Here is a 15,485-nt window from a genome sequence, read left to right on the forward strand (position 1 = left end):
AGCCGCGGCGGCCTCCGCGCAGCGCAACATGGCAGATGACTGCGCGCCCCGGAGAGGAACCGCCTTGCGCGGCACCGCATCACCCTTCACTGACATCGCACGCTCCCGCCGCTCCCCCCGGCGGTTCCTGCCCACCGCCCTGTCCCCTGCGGACATCCGCGGTGTGCTGGAAGACGCACAGACCGCCCCCTCGAACAGCAACACCCAGCCGTGGACGGTGCACGTCGTCTCGGGCGCGGCGCGAGACGCCCTGGCCAAAGAGCTGCTCCGGGCCGAGGAGGACGGGCGGACCTCCCCGGATTTCACCGACGGCTACGGCGACGGCCTCTACCTCCAGCGCTCGCAGGCCCTGGGCGCGAGTGTCTACCGGGCCCGGGGCGTCGAGCGCTCGGACCGGGACGGCAGGAGGGCGGCGGTCCGCGAGAACCTGGAGTTCTACGGCGCTCCCCATGCCGCCTTCCTGTTCATGCCGGCCCTCGGAGACGGGGTGCGGACGGCCGGCGACATCGGCATGTACGCACAGAACTTCCTGCTCTCGCTGGCGGCCCGGGGGCTGGCTGGCATCCCGCAGACCGTCCTCGGCGTCTACGCCGACACCGTCCGCGAGTTCCTGGGCGTCCGCGCGGAGCTCAAGCTGCTGTTCGGGATCTCCTTCGGCATGGCCGACCCGGAGGCACCGGTGAACACGCTCCGCACGGAGCGGGTTCCGCTGCAGTGGAGCGTGGTCCTGCATGACACACCGGGAGTCCTCAGCAAGCAGTAGTTCCACCGACTGCCGGAACCATTCGGCGGGCGGGCCCACATCGCTGCGTCTGAGGAGTGGCCATGACAAGCTGACAGGTGATCCTGGGCATGCAGTTCAACGGCGGATCCGGGGGCCTGGCGGCTGCCCGGTGCGAACCTGAACAGCTACACGGACATGGACCAGTTCGTGCGTTACGCGCAGGCCGCCGAACGCGGCAAGATCCAGCTGCTGTTCATCGCTGACACCCCGGTCCTGGACGTCGACCTCGACCACCACTCCCTGCACCACAACGCCGCTGACCTGCCAGAATAATGACGGTCTCGGCATCACAACGGTACCCGGACCGTGGAATCCGCGGTCCGTCAGCTGTGTCACGGGCGGTACGAATTTTGATGTGTTCACACCCGAGGAGCCGACTCGCGGCAGTGGCATCTGGGGACGAAGGCGTCGCCACCCTGTCGCTGCGGGTCATCACACCTGGCGGCAGCGACGACGACGCATTCTCCGCGTGCATGGGCGGCCCGGTCCACTGGGGCGAGGCCCTTGGAACAGGTAGCACCACGGCGCGCTGATGACGGCGGTACGACAACAGCGTGCCGGACTACGCCACCTTCCGCCCCGCACATTCAGCTTGTACGGTCTTTGACCGCTCCAGGAAGATGCGCCGGCTGGTGGCGTTCTGAGCGAGGGCGAAGCCGAGGAGGAAGACCTTCTGGCGTTCGAGCCCGTAGGAGATCATGCGGTTGTTCCACATGCTCTGGTCCAACTGATTGTGTACGGACTCGGAGTCGCTGCGGTAGGGGTAGATCTGCTGGTGGGTGAGGGTGGACTCCGGGATCTGCTGAAGGTGTTCGGCGCGGTGGAAGTCGCGTTCGGTGTCGCTCTTGTGCCTGCGGCCGGTGGCCGGATCCGTGCCGACGCGGTCATCGGGAGTCGTGGTGATTCCGACCTGGACGCGGTGCGGATGTGCGCCGTGGCGGCAGGGGATGAGCAGCAGGTGGTACCAGCGCGACTTCGTACGACCTTGTCGGTGTTCGAGGCGGCTGACGGGGACTGGGAGCAGTGTGCTTGTGCCGTCGTCGAGGAGGACGCGTTCGGCTATACGACCCTGGTAGCACCATAGATCGTGGCGGCAGCGGCCGAAGCGCAGGAGTTCGTAGGCCCGGGGTTTGACGGATCCGTGCTGGTGGTTGATGACCAGCAGGCCGAGGCGGGCGAGGGCGTCGCGGTGGACGCCGCGGAACGCTCCGTCGTAGATGACGCCCATACAGCCGGGCAACAGGCGGCTGAGCTGCGTGAAGGAGCGTACTGCGACGGCGGCCTCGTCCTCGTATTCGCCGCCGGAGACATGCCGGACGGTCAGGATGACGCGTTGCCAGTAGCCGTCGTCACGGGCTGAGGCGAAGAACCACTTCGTGCCCCGCGCGGGGCGCTTCTCCTTCTCACCGTTCTCGTAGTAGAGACGAGCTGCGGGGTCTACGCGGTGCCTGCGTATCTCCCCGGTTGTGGTGTCGACTGTGTAGGCGTGTTCCGCTTTGGAGGGTGCTTTGGGGACAGTGGCGTCGCCGACAAGAAGCTGACGGCGTTCGGGTCTCACCCAGTTCCGTGTGGCATCCTCCGGGAACAGGCCCTGGTGCAGGGCCTGTTGGACGGCATGCTGCTCGAAGAGGTGCTGCAGCGTCTCGATGCTGGGGGCCAAAAGCTTCTCTTCGGCGTACAGGTACTGGTTGCGGCTCGGCGGGGTGAGCGGCAGCAAGGCGGCTGCGGTGCGTCCGGCGTGCCGCCGTACGGAGGCACGGACGGCCCGCCACTGTCTGCCGTCGAGGCTGCCGACGGCGGAGCGTTTGGAGCCGGTGACGGTCATCAGGGAGGCGAGCAGGAGGTAGACGACTGCTGGGTACTTGCGGGGGCAGCCGATACTGGCCGGCGCGGGCAGCTGTTCGGCCATCTCGTAGATGAGGGTCTCGTCGAGGCAGTCCGCGATCCGCTGTGGCTGGGTGCGCTGTTCCTTGTCGCTCAGCTGGCGCTTCCTGCTGGGCCGGAGATATTGAGGGAGGGCATCGCCGAAGACATCGTCAGGCACCGACCGCCTCCTGCCCGTCCTCAGCGCTGGAGGTACGCCATGTGTAGCCGACGACCGCTGCGGCTCGGTCCAGGGAGCGCAGGCCGAGGCGACGGGCTGCGTCCTCGATGCGCCCGGTGCGCTCGAACTCCGCGACCGCCGCCCAGGCGGTGATCGAGGACGGTTTGACATCTTCCTGGTCGCCCAGGCCGATGCGCCTGAGGAGGTCGCCCAGGGCGACACAGGCACGTGCCTGCAAGTAGGCGTCGGATCCGTGCCGGTCGGACACGGCCAGGCGGGCGTTCGGCGCGGACTCCTTGCGCAGCTGCCGCGCGCTGACGAACTCGGCGCGGCTGGTCAGGACGTTGAGGCCCCAGTCGTCCAGGGGGCACCAGCGTGCGTCCACCTTGGTGGAGCCGTGCATCCACACACGGCGGTGGTTGACGTCGAGGTCTCGTACGCGGATGTGCCCGATCTCCCCGCTGTGCCCGCCGGTCAGCGCGAGCGCGGCGGCGGCTCCATGGCGGCTGGGACGGGTGACGAACGAGGCGCGGTGGCGCAGATCGATGACCTCGTCCTCGGCCAGCGGCCGGACACCGCCGATCGCACGAGCGGGCAGGACGATGTCCCGGGCGGGGTCGGCGTCGCTCAGACCGAGCTCGCGCAGGGTGCGGTAGGCGGTACGGACTACTGAGCGGCGTAGCCGCATCGTGGCCGCCGCGGAGTCGGTGACGCGGCCGTGGCGGCTGCGGCCGCGGGCGGTGACGAAGTCCTCTGCCAGATCGGTGGTGACATCGCCGAGGACCACGACGCCGCGCAGCTGCATGTAGCGCTCGCAGCGTTTGAGCAACAGACCGAACTTGTCGAGGGTTTGTTCGGTGAATTCGCCGCGGGCGGCCATGGTCTGCCAAGCGTCCTGGACACGGCCGAACGCGTATGTGAGAGAGGGTTCGCTTCCCACAGTGAGGGCCCTTCGCCGGGGTGGCACCAGCACAACCGGCTCTGATCCCGCAACGACAGGATGCGCGAACGATGGGATCGAAACGGTTGAAATCGTGGTGTTCCATACATGCGACACCTTGGGCATGGATGATCTCCGCGGCAACAGGAGGGAGGCAAACGGGTGTGACAGGCGCAGCGGTCGCGCTGGCAGGAGGCAGACGTGCTCAGGCGCGGTGCCGACGCAACGGCTCCGTGGTGGCACGACTGCTGACCGCCTGGCTCAACGAGTGCAGGCGGGTGAGCGGCGCCGCGGCCGGGAAGCCGCGGCGCCGGGAAACGGGCTCGCTCAGCCGGTGGTCTGCTGTCGAAGCCGTGGGGACAGAGAGGCGAAGACGGTCTGGTAGGCGCCCATCAGCGCGATGAACCGGTCATCGGGCAGCGCGGAGATCTGCGCGGGAGTGGCACTCATCAAGGGGTCCAGGACGCCCAGCGACTCCTTCTTGTTCGGCGCGGAGGCCGTGGGACGCTCCTCTCCGGCGGGGAGCGTGCATCGCCCCAGTTCGTCACGGTCGACCAGCAGGGCATACACCAGCCACTCCGTGAGATAGAGGCCGCGTTCCGCAGGGCCAGGAGCGCCGGCCTTGAGTCGTCGGGCCAGCTCGGCCTCATCCAACGGCCCGGAGGACAGGTGCTGTACGGCGGATCGCTGAAACCACTGGCCCTGCCAGCTGTCCCGCAGCAGAAGCCGCGCACGCGCCGAATCGGCGCTTCGCAACTGAGCGAGGGCGAAGCCGAGCTCGGTCAGTGCCAAGGAGCCGGGGTCGGCTCGGAAGATCCCGGCCTGGGCAAGGAAACCTGCCGTCCCGCTGACGGACCTCGGAGCGATATTGAGCCGCCTCCCGACGGTAGTGGCCCTGACGGCAGACCGGCCGGGGCCGCCGAGTTCGGCTATGGCGTCGATGACTTCAAGCTGCCGGCGCGGGGTGAGGCGCTCGGTCGGAAGGATCCGCGATCGCGAGTAATCGGAAGGCGCCATCACGCACCTCCTGCACGCAGGGCGCAACGGGTCATGGGTGGCGCGGAGGAGCGGCATTTGCTGATGTATGGCGCCAGGAATGGCATAACGGGCCCTCAGTTCGTGTCCTGCTACAGGCATTTCTGATCAGGGCCCGTCGCGGAACAGGGGCTATGCCCTAGGGTGGTGTTCGATGCGTGGGCCCTCAGCTGACGTGTCACCGGCGCCGCTGGAGGAGAACCGCCAAGTACTCTCTGGCGGCGCCACGCGCACGTTGCTGCTGGGTGTGAGGTTGCAGTCTCTAGGTGTCTGTGCGGTATGCCTCCGGGATCACCAGCAGTCGGTAGGCGCCCCGGCGGACGATTTCCACCGTCTCCCTCTTGTGCAGGGCCGCCAGAGCGGCGCGGATCGCACTCGCGGTCGAGTCGGGTCGGACCTCCCGTACGCGCTCGTAGATCAGCGTCAGTGGAGTGATCTCTCCGATGTCGAGCGCGTCCACCACGAGGTGCTTCAGGGAGCGCCCTGGAGCACTCGGAGCGGCAGCCGTGTCTGCGCCGGGCTGCTCTGTTTGTTCGTCGCGAGAACCAATGTCCGATGCGTCCTGTGCCTGTTGCCCGACGTACGCTTCGGCGGCCTCGACGGTCGCCAGGACAGCGGCATGGCGCTCGGCCGCGACACGCTGAAGGTGTTGGGTTTCCTGCAGCACGCGCTCGGCTTCCGCTACGGCCAGATCGGCCGCTTCACGACGGGCTCGCTCGACATCTGCCAGCTCCCGAAGACGGGTGATGAGCGGCTGAGCAGAAGTGCTCGTCGCGTTAGCCACCACACCCTCCTCGGCTGCCTCCGGAGCGACTTGTGGATCACCCTACCTGGCGGCGCAGCCAACTGCAGCAAGTAGCCGAATGCTCCGTGAGCAAAACGCATCTGATGGTTCGTCTGCTCACACTGGACGGTCGGATTAGTGGTGATCTCATGCCACTTGCGTCAGTGGGTTGCGTCCAACCTGCCAGTCAGTAAGGAGAGTTGATGCATCAGGTCAGCGATGCGTAGTGCCAAGTCACTTATCTTTGCGGACGGTTGGTCGGTGCAGCGGTAGGTGAGCCGACAGGTACAAGAGGAGAGGAGACGTAGATACCCGGTCGTCGTGCGTGACACGGAGGGGACGGCTTCAGGCGCCGCGGGCGACCGTGGATGAGCGTAGGCATCCCGTGGCCGGACCGTATTTCGACGGGTTGCAGCGCTCGCACAGCTTGCCCAGAGGCGCTACTGCGCGTGGCACGATCGGGCCATGCCACGCAGCAACAACGACAAGCCCCCTCTGTTCTATGTGGCGGACGGCACCTGGCCTGAGGTGACCCTCGCCTCGGATGCTCCGCTGAGCGCTCACTGCGGCCTGTTGCTGGCGCGAGACCTGCGCCGGACGATGCGGTCACGTGATCTGTCCCTGCGGGGACTCGCCGAGGTCGCCTGTGTTGCCCATTCCACTGTCGCCCGGGTGGTCAACGGTGACGTGCTACCCGACATCGGCACTCTCACACGCCTGGAGGACGCCCTCGACCGTCAGCTCTGGCCGGGACCGTCCGCGGTGCGGTCGGCTGCGGTCTCGATTCCAAGGACTCTGGGTCGATAGGGGTCAGACCTGTGCGTGATCCCAGGGCCTGAGCGTGCAGGCGGCCCAGGAGAAGCGACGCAGCCGCGCCTGGTGCACATGGGCCGCGGTGTCGCCGTAGGAGGTGTTGAGATGACGTCCGAGGACGACGACCGCCACACTGCCGGCGCCGGCGGACTTCAGAGCTGCCGCCGCTGACTGGACGTGGTTGCCGGTGGTCCATGTGTCGTCGATGAGCAGCACGTTGTTGCCCCACAACGCCGATGACGTGTAGCGCTGGGAGGAAGCGGCGCGGCCGAGAGATGCTGCGTCCGGCGTCGGGCTGAGCAGGTCGCGGTGGCGGCTTCGGGTGACGGCGGCCATGTCGGCGACGATGTCCCGTAGGGGATGGGTGGGGCGTCCGCTGGTGCTGGGTACCGAGGTGACGGTGTCGAAGGCGGGTACCGCGCAGTGCGCTGCGACGCAGGCTTCGTGCAGTGCGAGAAAGCGCCACAGCACGGCTGCCAACCCCATACGGAAGTACTCCTGCTGCGGCCCCACGGTGTTCTTGTAGCGCCACAGTTCGTTGGCGTACTGCTCGCCCTTGAGGGCCAGGCTCACGGGAACCACGGCATCGGCGACATCGGCTCCGAGGATCTTTGTCGCCTGCTGGCAGGGCCAGCATGTGGGGTATCCGTTGTTCGCCATGCCCCGGCAGACCTGGCAGACGCCGGGTCCGGGCAGCGGTGGGTGGACGAGGAAGTTGGTGTAGCGGGCGGAGAGCTCGCCGACGGTTGCCACCCGGGCCGCCAGCTACGCCCAGGTGAGCTCGCCCGTGGCCGGGACGAGGGAGCCGAGTTCCGAGAAGACGTCGTCGGGTCCGTCGATGACGGTGGTGTTGGGCCTGGACGCGTACTCGCGTGCCCATTCGTGGGTCATGAGGGAACGCATCAGGAAAACGCGTCGACCGTGCTCCAGGGCGAGACGGGCCTGCATGCGGGCACCGCTGCGGTAGGCGGCCTCGACCACTACGGTGGCCAGGCTGTAGCCGCTCATCACGGCATTACGCATGGGGAACGACGCCTTCGACGGCGGCGAGTCCGGCCAGAACTGAGAGATGAGCAGCCCCCGCTCGGCGATCTCCTGCTGGAGACGAGCGTTTTGGGCGGGGTAGGAGCGGCGCAGGCCGGTGCCGATGACGGCGACCGTACGACCACCGACAGCGAGGGCAGTGCCGTGTGCGGCCGTGTCGATGCCGGCAGCCAGGCCGCTGACCACGGTCACGCCTCGCTCGGCGAGCCCGCCCGCGATCGCGCGCGCGTGCGCGACGCCCTCCGGGGTCGGGTTGCGGGTACCGACGACCGCGACCCGCAGATCGTCCTCGACCGCGGTTCCGCGCAGGAACAGGAACGGTGGACGCTGGTGCACCAGCCGCAGGTACAGCGGGTAGTCCTCGTCCAGGATGGTCATCAGCCGCATGCCCTCGCGTTCCCAGGCGGCGATCTCCGCGGCCACGGCCTCCAGGTCGACGGCGGGCTCGGTGTCGAAGAGTGCACCCTGTCCAGAGGCGTCGAGCGCGCTCTCAAGGACCTCACGTGCGCTCCCCACGGTCTCGACCTGGTCCGTGAGTTCTGGCCAGGAGCGATCGCCGCGCCGCAGCAGTGCGACGAGGGCGGCTCGCTCCAGCTCCTGGTCCATGCCGCAAGTATAGGAATGGCAGACGTGATGAAACGAGGATCGAGCGGGCTGGGTTTCTCGTAGTGACGAGATCGCAGATCGTGACAGATTTTCGGACCGTTCTTAGGTGATCTTGATGACTTCCTCCAGCGCGGCAGCCGACTCAGGGGAGAGGCTGCGGTCGCCGCGGAGATAGGTGGAGATCATTGCCAGCGGCTCAGCCGTCGGCCGGTGCTGGTCCTCGGAGCGGACGAAGTCGTCCGTGTCGAGACCGGACCACGCGCACAGCGCTGCAAGCCCATCCACGTCTGGCCGCTTGTCCTGGGCCAGCCGGGTCAGGGTAGAGGCGCTCAGAGTCCGGAGTCCTCTGGTGCGTCCGCGACGCCGTGTAGGTCCGCCAGGATCCGCCTGATGTCCGAAGCCAATGTCGTGGGCGTGGAAACCCGGCCGGCCCGAACGGAAAGAGCACCGGGAGTATCAGGCGGATCAGCCTCCACCAGGTACCCCACTTCCGTCAGAATGCCGAACAAGGCCGCGTGGAGATGACGCCGGGCGGCTTCCTGCGCGCGGTCTGCCGGACCCATGGGCCAGCCCCGTAGCTGTTCGTCGGCGGCGGCGCGGCGCAGACTGCGGGGAGACGAACCACTCCACGCCGACCGACTCGCCGCGATCGGTCACCACGACGCCATGGGCACGGTAGCGGTCGTCGTTGTCCGCCTCGGGTAGCCCGGCCGCCGCCAGAAGCGTCCGGATCTCCAACCGCAGCGGTCCGCGGCCTGGCGGCTGGAGCCGATACTGAGCACTTGTCACGAGGCATACTCCTTGGTTGGGAGAATAGTCATTCGACGAGAGTGATGATGCCGTCAGGAATCCAGCCTTCGATATATCCACGGAGGAACGGGCCGAGCTCGCGCGGGTGTACATCGAATTTCTCGTCCTCGACATTCGACAACGGATGCCAGGCGTAATCGACGGTCGTGACAACACGTGCGCGGGCACGAAGACTGAACGATCGCATTTTGCTGCGACGGACTACAAAGATGCGCGTCGATTCATCCAGCCTGTCTCGCGCCGGTAGCGGGTTGTAACGTCCGACAACCGGAGTACGTGCTAGGAACCAGTGCGAGAAGAGTGAGTCCAGAACATGAATGACAGAGAACGGTGACGGCAGGAGACGGATTACGCGGGAAGCGACCGGCCGCCACGAGGGGTCACCGTGAACCCTGCACAGCAGTACACGCTCTTCGCGATCAATCACAGCCAGGGCGGTGTGCAGCGACTTGTTTCGGAATGCGGTCCTCATGCCCCTGAGCATCGACCGGAACCAGCGCATACGCCCTCGCTGAGCCGGAAAGGAATGAAGCCGAGAAAACGAAGCCATTCATTGAAGTGGGCCGCTTGCAACGCGGCGCCTGGCAGCTGATGCTGCAACGTTGGACGGTGCGACCGAGGACGCGCCCTGACCTGCAGCGATCAGCTGAGCGTTTCCGAATCGACGGGTGTGCGTTCCGGAGCGATCTCCTGGCCAGCCGCTGACCTGCGGCGACGGAGTTTTCTACAAGCCCCACGAAGGCGACGAAGGCGGGGTCGTGGCCGTGGAGGCCACAGGCGTCAGCGTACCGGATCTGGTCGGGCGGGGTGTGGGGTCAGGTCGTCGGTACTCGGGTGAAGCGGCCTGCCACGTGGAGGTCCTGCTCGATACGGGTCGCCGTGGCGCGGAGGTGGGGCAGGATGTCCCGTTCGCACTCCTCGGGCGTGTGGCGGGCCGCGTGCATGGCGACGTTCAGGGCGGCGACCGCTCGGCCCGTGCGGTCGCGGACCGGGACTGCGATCGAGCGGAGGCCCACCTCGAGTTCCTCGTCCACAAGGGCGTGGCCCTGGGACCGGATCTCGGTGAGGAGGCGGGTCAGGGCCTCGGGGTCGGTCAGGGTGTGGGGGGTGAGGGGGAGGAGCGGGGAGGGGAGGGGGCGGTCGGACGGGGGGAGGTCCGACAGCAGTACGCGGCCCATGGATGTCGCGTAGGCCGGTAGCCGGGTGCCCACCGTGATGTTCACGCTCATGATGCGGCTCGTGGCGACGCGGGCCGTGTACTGGATGTCGTGGCCCGACAGCACGGCCAGGGACGTCGACTCGTGGACCCTCTGGGCGAGTTCGGCCATGTGCGGGGCCGCGATCTCGGGGAGGGACGTACGGGAGAGGGGCGGGAAGCCGAGGGACAGGACGCGGGGGGTGAGGGTGAAGGTGCGGTCCTGCGGGTGGATCAGGCCGAGGTGTTCGTAGGTGATCAGGGCTCGGCGGGCCGTCGCGCGGGCCAGGCCCGTTGCCTTTGCCACCTCCGTCAGGGTCAGGGCGGCGCGGCCCTCGCCGAAGGCCGTCAGGACCGTCAGACCGCGGGCCAGGGACTCGACGAACTCCCGGCCCAGTTCCTGCTTCGACGCGCCGGTCCAGGTCGCGAGGCCGGAGGGCGCGGCGGACGGCTGGGGCGGTGGCACCTCGCGCAGGTCGTCCTCCATCACCCGTACCGCCGCCCGCAGCCGGGGGAGCAGGGTGTCGCGCAGGTCCGCGGCGGTGTGCCGGCTGGTGTGGCTCACCACGTTCGCGGCGCAGGCGATACGGCCGGTGCGCGGGTCCCGTACGGGGACGGACACCGCGACCAGGCCGGGTTCGATCAGCTGGTCGTCCAAGGCCCAGCCGCTCGCGGCCGATTCGGCCACGCGTCGCTCGAAGTCCTCGTCGGGGTAGGGGTGTTGGGGTGGCGGTACGGCGGGGAAGAGCGTCCCCTCCCGGTCCGCTGCCCTGCGCTGCCGCCAGTCCCGCCAGTCGTTCTGCGTCCACTCCGTGGCGAACAGGGCGCCCGGCGCGGTGCGTTCGGCCGGCAGCAGGTCGCCGATGCGGAAGCTCAGGGACATCGCGCGGCGGCGGGTGGCCTGGTGGATGAAGCGGATGCCGTCGCGGTCGGCGACCGCCAGGGACACGGATTCGTCCAGTTCGTCGGCGAGGGCGTCGGCGCGCGCGTCCAGCAGGGCGGGCAGGCGCAGGGCGGAGAGGTAGGCGTTGCCCAGTTCCATCAGGCGGGGGGTCAGGATCACGTCCCGGCCGTCGAGGCGGACGTATCCCATGCGGGCGAGGGTGGCGGTGATCCGGTCGACCGTGGAGCGGGCGAGGCCCGTGGCCCGTTCCAGGGCGCTCGGGCTCAGCGTCCCGCCCGCCTCGGTCAGCCGGCGCAGCACGGCCACCCCGCGGATGAGCGGCGCGACCGCCTCGGCCGGTACGTCAGAAGAGCCGTCGGCCGATACGGCGGACGACGCGGCCCGTACGTCGGGAGCAGCGGCGTCGGCGTCCATCGTGGGCTTGGCGGGCATCGGGTCTCCGGTACGGCGGTCGGGGCATGCCTACCGTAATGCGGAGAACCCCGGTGCACTGCGGGCCGCTCACCGCCGGGTGACCAGCACCCGGTAGCTGCGCGCGCTTCCGGAGCCGTTCGTCCCCGCCACCGTGATGCGGATCCCTCGCTTCGGGTCCTTGAAGACCTCGCCGGGGGTGAAGGGGGCGTCCGAGAGTTCCGCGTGCACATTGGGGCTGCGGGTGCAGCCGCCGCTGTCGCGCCGGGAGTCGTAGACCTTGACCGGTCCCATTCCGGTGTCGACGGCCGCGTCGACCTTGTAGATCAGTACGCCCGGACGGCACACGGCCTCGTCGTTGCCCGCGTGGGTGCGTACCTCCACGGCGTACCCGGTGCGGCTGCTGAGCGGCACGAAGACCAGCTTCGGGCCGCCCGCGCGCTCCAGCGGGGTCAGGATGTGCTCGGTGGTGCCGTGCCGTGCGGCGCAGCTGACCTGGGACGGGTCCAGCCAGCCGAGCTTCCACTTGTGCCAGCCGAGCAGGTCGTTGTTGGCCCCCCAGTCCTCGCTCATGATGTCCCAGTGCCCGACCGCGCCGCCGCCGGCCTGGGTGTAGAGGTCGGGCAGGCCGAAGACATGGCCGTTCTCGTGCGGCAGCACCCGGTAGCCGGTCCTGCCGTAGGAACCGGAGCCGTCGTCCTGGCGGGAGTAGACGAAGGAGACGTTGGCGACGGGGACGCCGTCGGCGACCGGGGCCTCCGAGTTGCCGGCGAAGGTCACCGACAGGACCGTGTCCAGGGCGGACGGGCCGGCGTTCGGCGTCACCAGCACGTTCAGGAAGTCGTAGTCCTGGAAGTTCACCTTGGGGTCGGCGGCGCTCACGATGTCCTGGACGAGCTCGCGGTAGCCGGAGTCGAAGGGGGCGCCGCGTTCTATGCCGTACGCCTTGAACGGCTTCGGCATGCGCAGCCAGTGCCGGATGGGGGTCTCGGGGCGGTAGTCCAGGCGGCCGTAGGAGGCGGTGCGGAACCACTGGCGGGTCTTCGGGAAGAACTCGTGGAAGCGGTCGAGGGCGTGGCCGGGGCCGGGTGCGTCGGAGAAGTCGACCATCAGGGTCAGGGCGTGGACGGTGCCCGCGGAGCGGGAGTAGCCGGCGCCGGTCGGGACGCCCTCCGACAGCTGGATGGCGTGGCCGCCTCTGATCATGCAGGGGTTGAGCACGGCGCTGCGGGCCGCCGCGATCGGGCCCGCTCCGGCGGTCGTGGAGGGCACCGTCAGATGTCCGGTGCCGGCCGAGGTGCTGACCGCGAAGGTCAGGGCGGTCACGGACGCGAGGGCGGCCGCGCGGCGTGGACGTATCCCACGGCAGAGCTGCATGCACGCGTCCTTCGTCCATGGCAGCCGGCGGCATCGGACTGCGCCCTTTCGATCACCCTGATTGGGGGGCTGCGCGGGCGCGCGCTGGAGGAGCCCGAACGTGGGGTTTCGCCGAGAGGGTGGTGTGACTCAGGTCACATTAAATCTCTCCGTCAACCTGAAATAAGCGGGGAGCGTCTCCCCGTTTAGTCAGGTGTCCGAGCGAAGCGGGGAGTGCTTCCCCGGATCGCAGCACCACCGATGGTCCGTCCGCAGCACCACCGATCGTTCGCAGCACTACCGACTACTCGCAGCAACTCTCACCGAGGAGCACACCGTGACCGCCACGACGACCGCGAAGGCCCCGCAGCGCAAGGTGGCCCGGCCGCGCGCCGACGCCCTGCGCAACCGGGAGCGGATCGTCGCCGCCGCCCGGGAGATGTTCACCGAGTTCGGCCCCGAGGTGCCGCTCGACGAGATCGCCCGCCGGGCCGGCGTGGGCAACGCCACGGTGTACCGCAACTTCCCCGACCGCGACGCACTCGTCCGCGAGGTCGTCTGCTCCGTCATGGACCGGACGTCGGAGGCGGCCGAGCTCGCGCTCGCCGAGACCGGGGACGCCTTCGAGGCGCTCGAGCGCTTTGTGCACACCTCCGCCGACGAGCGGATCAGCGCGCTGTGCCCGATGGTCCAGAGCACTTTCGACAAGAACCATCCCGATCTCGAAGCGGCCCGTGAGCGGGTCGAGCAGACCGTGAACGAGCTGATGGACCGCGCCAAGGAGGCCGGCCAGCTCCGCCCCGACGTCGCCGTCGGGGACCTCATGATCGTCGTGGCGCAGCTCAGCCGGCCCCCGGCCGGCACCGACTGCCTCGTCAACGACCGCTTCGTACACCGCCATCTGCAGCTGTTCCTGGACGGACTGCGGGCCCCGGCCCGCTCGGTCCTGCCGGGCACGCCCGTGACCGTGGAGGATCTGCGCCGGCCCTGCACCGATTAGTTCAGGACTCCAAGCGAGTCGACACTCTCGACACTCACCGGCCGTCTCGGTACGCGAGCCGTCCCCGTTACGACACCTTTTTCCGTCACGAAGTCCCGAAGTGGGTACCCCCATGTCTGCAACAGCCTCAAAGGCTCCAGGCGCCGTCGAGAACACCGGCGACGCCAATCGCTGGAAAGCGCTCGTCTTCATAGCGCTCGCCCAGCTGATGGTCGTGCTCGACGCGACCATCGTGAACATCGCCCTGCCGTCCGCCCAGACCGACCTGGGCATCTCGGACGGCAACCGGCAGTGGGTCGTCACGGCCTACGCCCTCGCCTTCGGCGGTCTGCTCCTGTTCGGCGGCCGGATCGCCGACCTGTGGGGCCGCAAGCGCGCCTTCGTCATCGGTCTGACCGGCTTCGCCGCCGCCTCCGCGCTGGGCGGAGCGGCCACCACCGGCGCCATGATGTTCGGCGCCCGTGCCCTGCAGGGCGTCTTCGGTGCGCTGCTCGCGCCCGCCGCGCTCTCCCTGCTCGCCGTGATGTTCACCGACGCCAAGGAGCGTGCCAAGGCGTTCGGTATCTACGGTGCGATCGCCGGTGGCGGTGGCGCCGTCGGCTTCATCCTCGGCGGCGTGCTCACCGAGTACCTGGACTGGCGCTGGACGTTCTTCGTGAACATCCCGTTCGCCGTGATCGCCGCGCTGGGCGCGTACTTCGTCATCCGTGAGCCGGAGGGCGGCCGCAACCGCAACCCGCTCGACATCCCGGGCGTGCTGCTGTCCACCCTCGGCCTGGTCTCGCTGGTCTACGGCTTCACCCGCGCCGAGTCCGACGGCTGGGGCGACACCACCACCGTCTCCCTGTTCGTCGCGTCGGCCGTCCTGCTGATCGCCTTCGTGGTCACCGAGGCGAAGGTCAAGGCGCCGCTGCTGCCGCTGCGCGTGGTGACCGACCGCAACCGGGGCGGCATCTACCTCTCGCTCGGTATCGCGATCATCGCGATGTTCGGCACGTTCCTCTTCCTGACCTACTACCTGCAGGTCATCAAGGGCTTCTCACCGATCAAGACCGGTTTCGCCTTCCTGCCGATGATCGCGGGCATGATGGTCGGCTCCACCCAGATCGGCGCCCGGCTGATGACCCGGGTCCCGGCCCGGCTGCTGATGGGCCCCGGCTTCCTGGTCGCGTCCGGCGGCATGCTGTTCCTGACCCAGCTGGAGATCGGCTCGTCGTACGCCTCGCTCATCCTGCCGGCGATGCTGCTGCTCGGCCTCGGCATGGGTACGGCGTTCATGCCCGCGATGTCCCTGGCCACCCTGGGCGTCGAGCCCCGGGACGCCGGTGTCGCCTCCGCGATGGTCAACACCTCGCAGCAGGTGGGCGGTGCGATCGGTACGGCCCTGCTGAACACGATCGCCGCGTCCGCGACGACGGCGTACATCAAGGACCACATCGCGACCGCGACCTCCAAGTCGCAGGCGCAGCTGGTCCAGATGCAGGGCGCGGTGCACGGCTACACCAACGCGATCTGGTTCGCCGTCGGCATGCTGGTGCTGGCCTCCGCGATCGTCGTGACCCTGGTCAACGCCGGCGGCCCCGGCTCGACCACGGTGGCCGGCTCGGAGGACGGCGTCGAGGACGAGCTGGCCGTCCCGGTGGTCGCCCACTGACGGCGACCGTCCGGCGGTACCCCTTCGGAACCATCCGTACGCGAGAGGAAGGGGACGCCTCTCGCGTACGACCCCAGGACCTGCCCTGGCTCCCTGAGTGAGCGG

At 68.6% G+C, this 15,485-nt stretch carries 16 protein-coding genes; 6 read left to right on the top strand and 10 right to left on the bottom strand.

The window, feature by feature from the left end:
* The first annotated feature begins 64 nt into the window (after positions 1-64).
* From ACWCRD_RS09380 to ACWCRD_RS09390, 3 genes are all read left to right on the top strand, one after another.
* Entirely contained in the window at positions 65-763 is a 699-nt protein-coding gene (locus ACWCRD_RS09380; RefSeq protein WP_450965303.1) for a nitroreductase, read from the top strand.
* 156 nt (positions 764-919) lie between these two features.
* Positions 920-1,057 carry a hypothetical protein gene (locus ACWCRD_RS09385; protein WP_450965304.1) on the top strand — a complete coding sequence of 46 codons (138 nt, stop codon included), beginning with the start codon at positions 920-922 and terminating at the stop codon, positions 1,055-1,057.
* A gap of 113 nt (positions 1,058-1,170) precedes the next feature.
* A complete protein-coding gene (locus tag ACWCRD_RS09390; protein WP_450965305.1) occupies positions 1,171-1,317 on the top strand; it encodes a hypothetical protein in 147 nt (48 codons plus the stop codon).
* Positions 1,318-1,346: 29 nt separating this feature from the next.
* Here the strand turns inward: ACWCRD_RS09390 and ACWCRD_RS09395 are convergent, their stop codons facing one another.
* From ACWCRD_RS09395 to ACWCRD_RS09410, 4 genes are all read right to left on the bottom strand, one after another.
* Positions 1,347-2,828, bottom strand: a complete 1,482-nt coding sequence (locus tag ACWCRD_RS09395) for a hypothetical protein (protein WP_450965306.1) — start codon at positions 2,826-2,828, stop codon at positions 1,347-1,349.
* On the bottom strand, positions 2,821-3,708 hold the full coding sequence (locus ACWCRD_RS09400) for a hypothetical protein (RefSeq protein ID WP_450965307.1): 888 nt from the start codon (positions 3,706-3,708) through the stop codon (positions 2,821-2,823). Before ACWCRD_RS09400 ends, ACWCRD_RS09395 begins: the two co-directional genes overlap by 8 nt.
* Positions 3,709-4,095: 387 nt before the next feature.
* Positions 4,096-4,560, bottom strand: a complete 465-nt coding sequence (locus ACWCRD_RS09405) for a hypothetical protein (RefSeq protein ID WP_286253741.1) — start codon at positions 4,558-4,560, stop codon at positions 4,096-4,098.
* A gap of 505 nt (positions 4,561-5,065) precedes the next feature.
* Positions 5,066-5,587: a hypothetical protein gene (locus tag ACWCRD_RS09410; RefSeq protein WP_286253739.1), complete on the bottom strand. Its 522-nt coding sequence runs from the start codon at positions 5,585-5,587 to the stop codon at positions 5,066-5,068.
* 465 nt (positions 5,588-6,052) lie between these two features.
* Between ACWCRD_RS09410 and ACWCRD_RS09415 the strand changes: the two genes are divergently transcribed.
* A complete protein-coding gene (locus tag ACWCRD_RS09415; RefSeq protein ID WP_450965308.1) occupies positions 6,053-6,394 on the top strand; it encodes a helix-turn-helix domain-containing protein in 342 nt (113 codons plus the stop codon).
* 3 nt (positions 6,395-6,397) lie between these two features.
* On the opposite strand, the gene ACWCRD_RS09420 is transcribed toward ACWCRD_RS09415, so the two are convergent.
* The 6 genes from ACWCRD_RS09420 to ACWCRD_RS09445 all read right to left on the bottom strand — a co-directional run bounded on the left by ACWCRD_RS09420 (position 6,398) and on the right by ACWCRD_RS09445 (position 12,747).
* Positions 6,398-7,153 (bottom strand): hypothetical protein, encoded by a 756-nt coding sequence (locus tag ACWCRD_RS09420; protein WP_450965309.1) that lies wholly within the window; start codon positions 7,151-7,153, stop codon positions 6,398-6,400.
* Positions 7,154-7,165: 12 nt separating this feature from the next.
* Complete coding sequence (locus ACWCRD_RS09425) at positions 7,166-8,050, bottom strand: DNA-processing protein DprA (RefSeq protein WP_450965310.1); 885 nt, start codon at positions 8,048-8,050, stop codon at positions 7,166-7,168.
* A 102-nt stretch (positions 8,051-8,152) separates the two neighbouring features.
* Positions 8,153-8,335: a hypothetical protein gene (locus ACWCRD_RS09430; RefSeq protein ID WP_450965311.1), complete on the bottom strand. Its 183-nt coding sequence runs from the start codon at positions 8,333-8,335 to the stop codon at positions 8,153-8,155.
* 532 nt (positions 8,336-8,867) lie between these two features.
* Positions 8,868-9,332, bottom strand: coding sequence for a hypothetical protein (locus ACWCRD_RS09435; RefSeq protein WP_286253726.1), 465 nt, complete (start codon positions 9,330-9,332; stop codon positions 8,868-8,870).
* A 343-nt stretch (positions 9,333-9,675) separates the two neighbouring features.
* A complete protein-coding gene (locus tag ACWCRD_RS09440) occupies positions 9,676-11,391 on the bottom strand; it encodes an IclR family transcriptional regulator domain-containing protein (RefSeq protein ID WP_450965312.1) in 1,716 nt (571 codons plus the stop codon).
* A 69-nt stretch (positions 11,392-11,460) separates the two neighbouring features.
* Positions 11,461-12,747: a M6 family metalloprotease domain-containing protein gene (locus ACWCRD_RS09445; protein WP_450965313.1), complete on the bottom strand. Its 1,287-nt coding sequence runs from the start codon at positions 12,745-12,747 to the stop codon at positions 11,461-11,463.
* 316 nt (positions 12,748-13,063) lie between these two features.
* On the opposite strand from ACWCRD_RS09445, the gene ACWCRD_RS09450 reads away from it, so the two are divergent.
* Positions 13,064-13,726 (top strand): TetR/AcrR family transcriptional regulator, encoded by a 663-nt coding sequence (locus ACWCRD_RS09450; protein ID WP_450965314.1) that lies wholly within the window; start codon positions 13,064-13,066, stop codon positions 13,724-13,726.
* A 112-nt stretch (positions 13,727-13,838) separates the two neighbouring features.
* Positions 13,839-15,380 carry an MFS transporter gene (locus ACWCRD_RS09455; protein WP_450965315.1) on the top strand — a complete coding sequence of 514 codons (1,542 nt, stop codon included), beginning with the start codon at positions 13,839-13,841 and terminating at the stop codon, positions 15,378-15,380.
* Positions 15,381-15,485: the final 105 nt, after the last annotated feature.

This window comes from Streptomyces sp. NPDC002092 (genome assembly GCF_053593775.1).

Coding starts and splice junctions, on each gene's coding strand:
- ACWCRD_RS09385 (WP_450965304.1), top strand. CDS start 920: ATGGACCAGTTCGTGCGTTACGCGCAGGCCGCCGAACGCGGCAAGATC.
- ACWCRD_RS09400 (WP_450965307.1), bottom strand. CDS start 3,708: ATGGCCGCCCGCGGCGAATTCACCGAACAAACCCTCGACAAGTTCGGT.
- ACWCRD_RS09415 (WP_450965308.1), top strand. CDS start 6,053: ATGCCACGCAGCAACAACGACAAGCCCCCTCTGTTCTATGTGGCGGAC.
- ACWCRD_RS09425 (WP_450965310.1), bottom strand. CDS start 8,050: ATGGACCAGGAGCTGGAGCGAGCCGCCCTCGTCGCACTGCTGCGGCGC.
- ACWCRD_RS09435 (WP_286253726.1), bottom strand. CDS start 9,332: ATGAGGACCGCATTCCGAAACAAGTCGCTGCACACCGCCCTGGCTGTG.
- ACWCRD_RS09440 (WP_450965312.1), bottom strand. CDS start 11,391: ATGCCCGCCAAGCCCACGATGGACGCCGACGCCGCTGCTCCCGACGTA.
- ACWCRD_RS09445 (WP_450965313.1), bottom strand. CDS start 12,747: ATGCAGCTCTGCCGTGGGATACGTCCACGCCGCGCGGCCGCCCTCGCG.
- ACWCRD_RS09455 (WP_450965315.1), top strand. CDS start 13,839: ATGTCTGCAACAGCCTCAAAGGCTCCAGGCGCCGTCGAGAACACCGGC.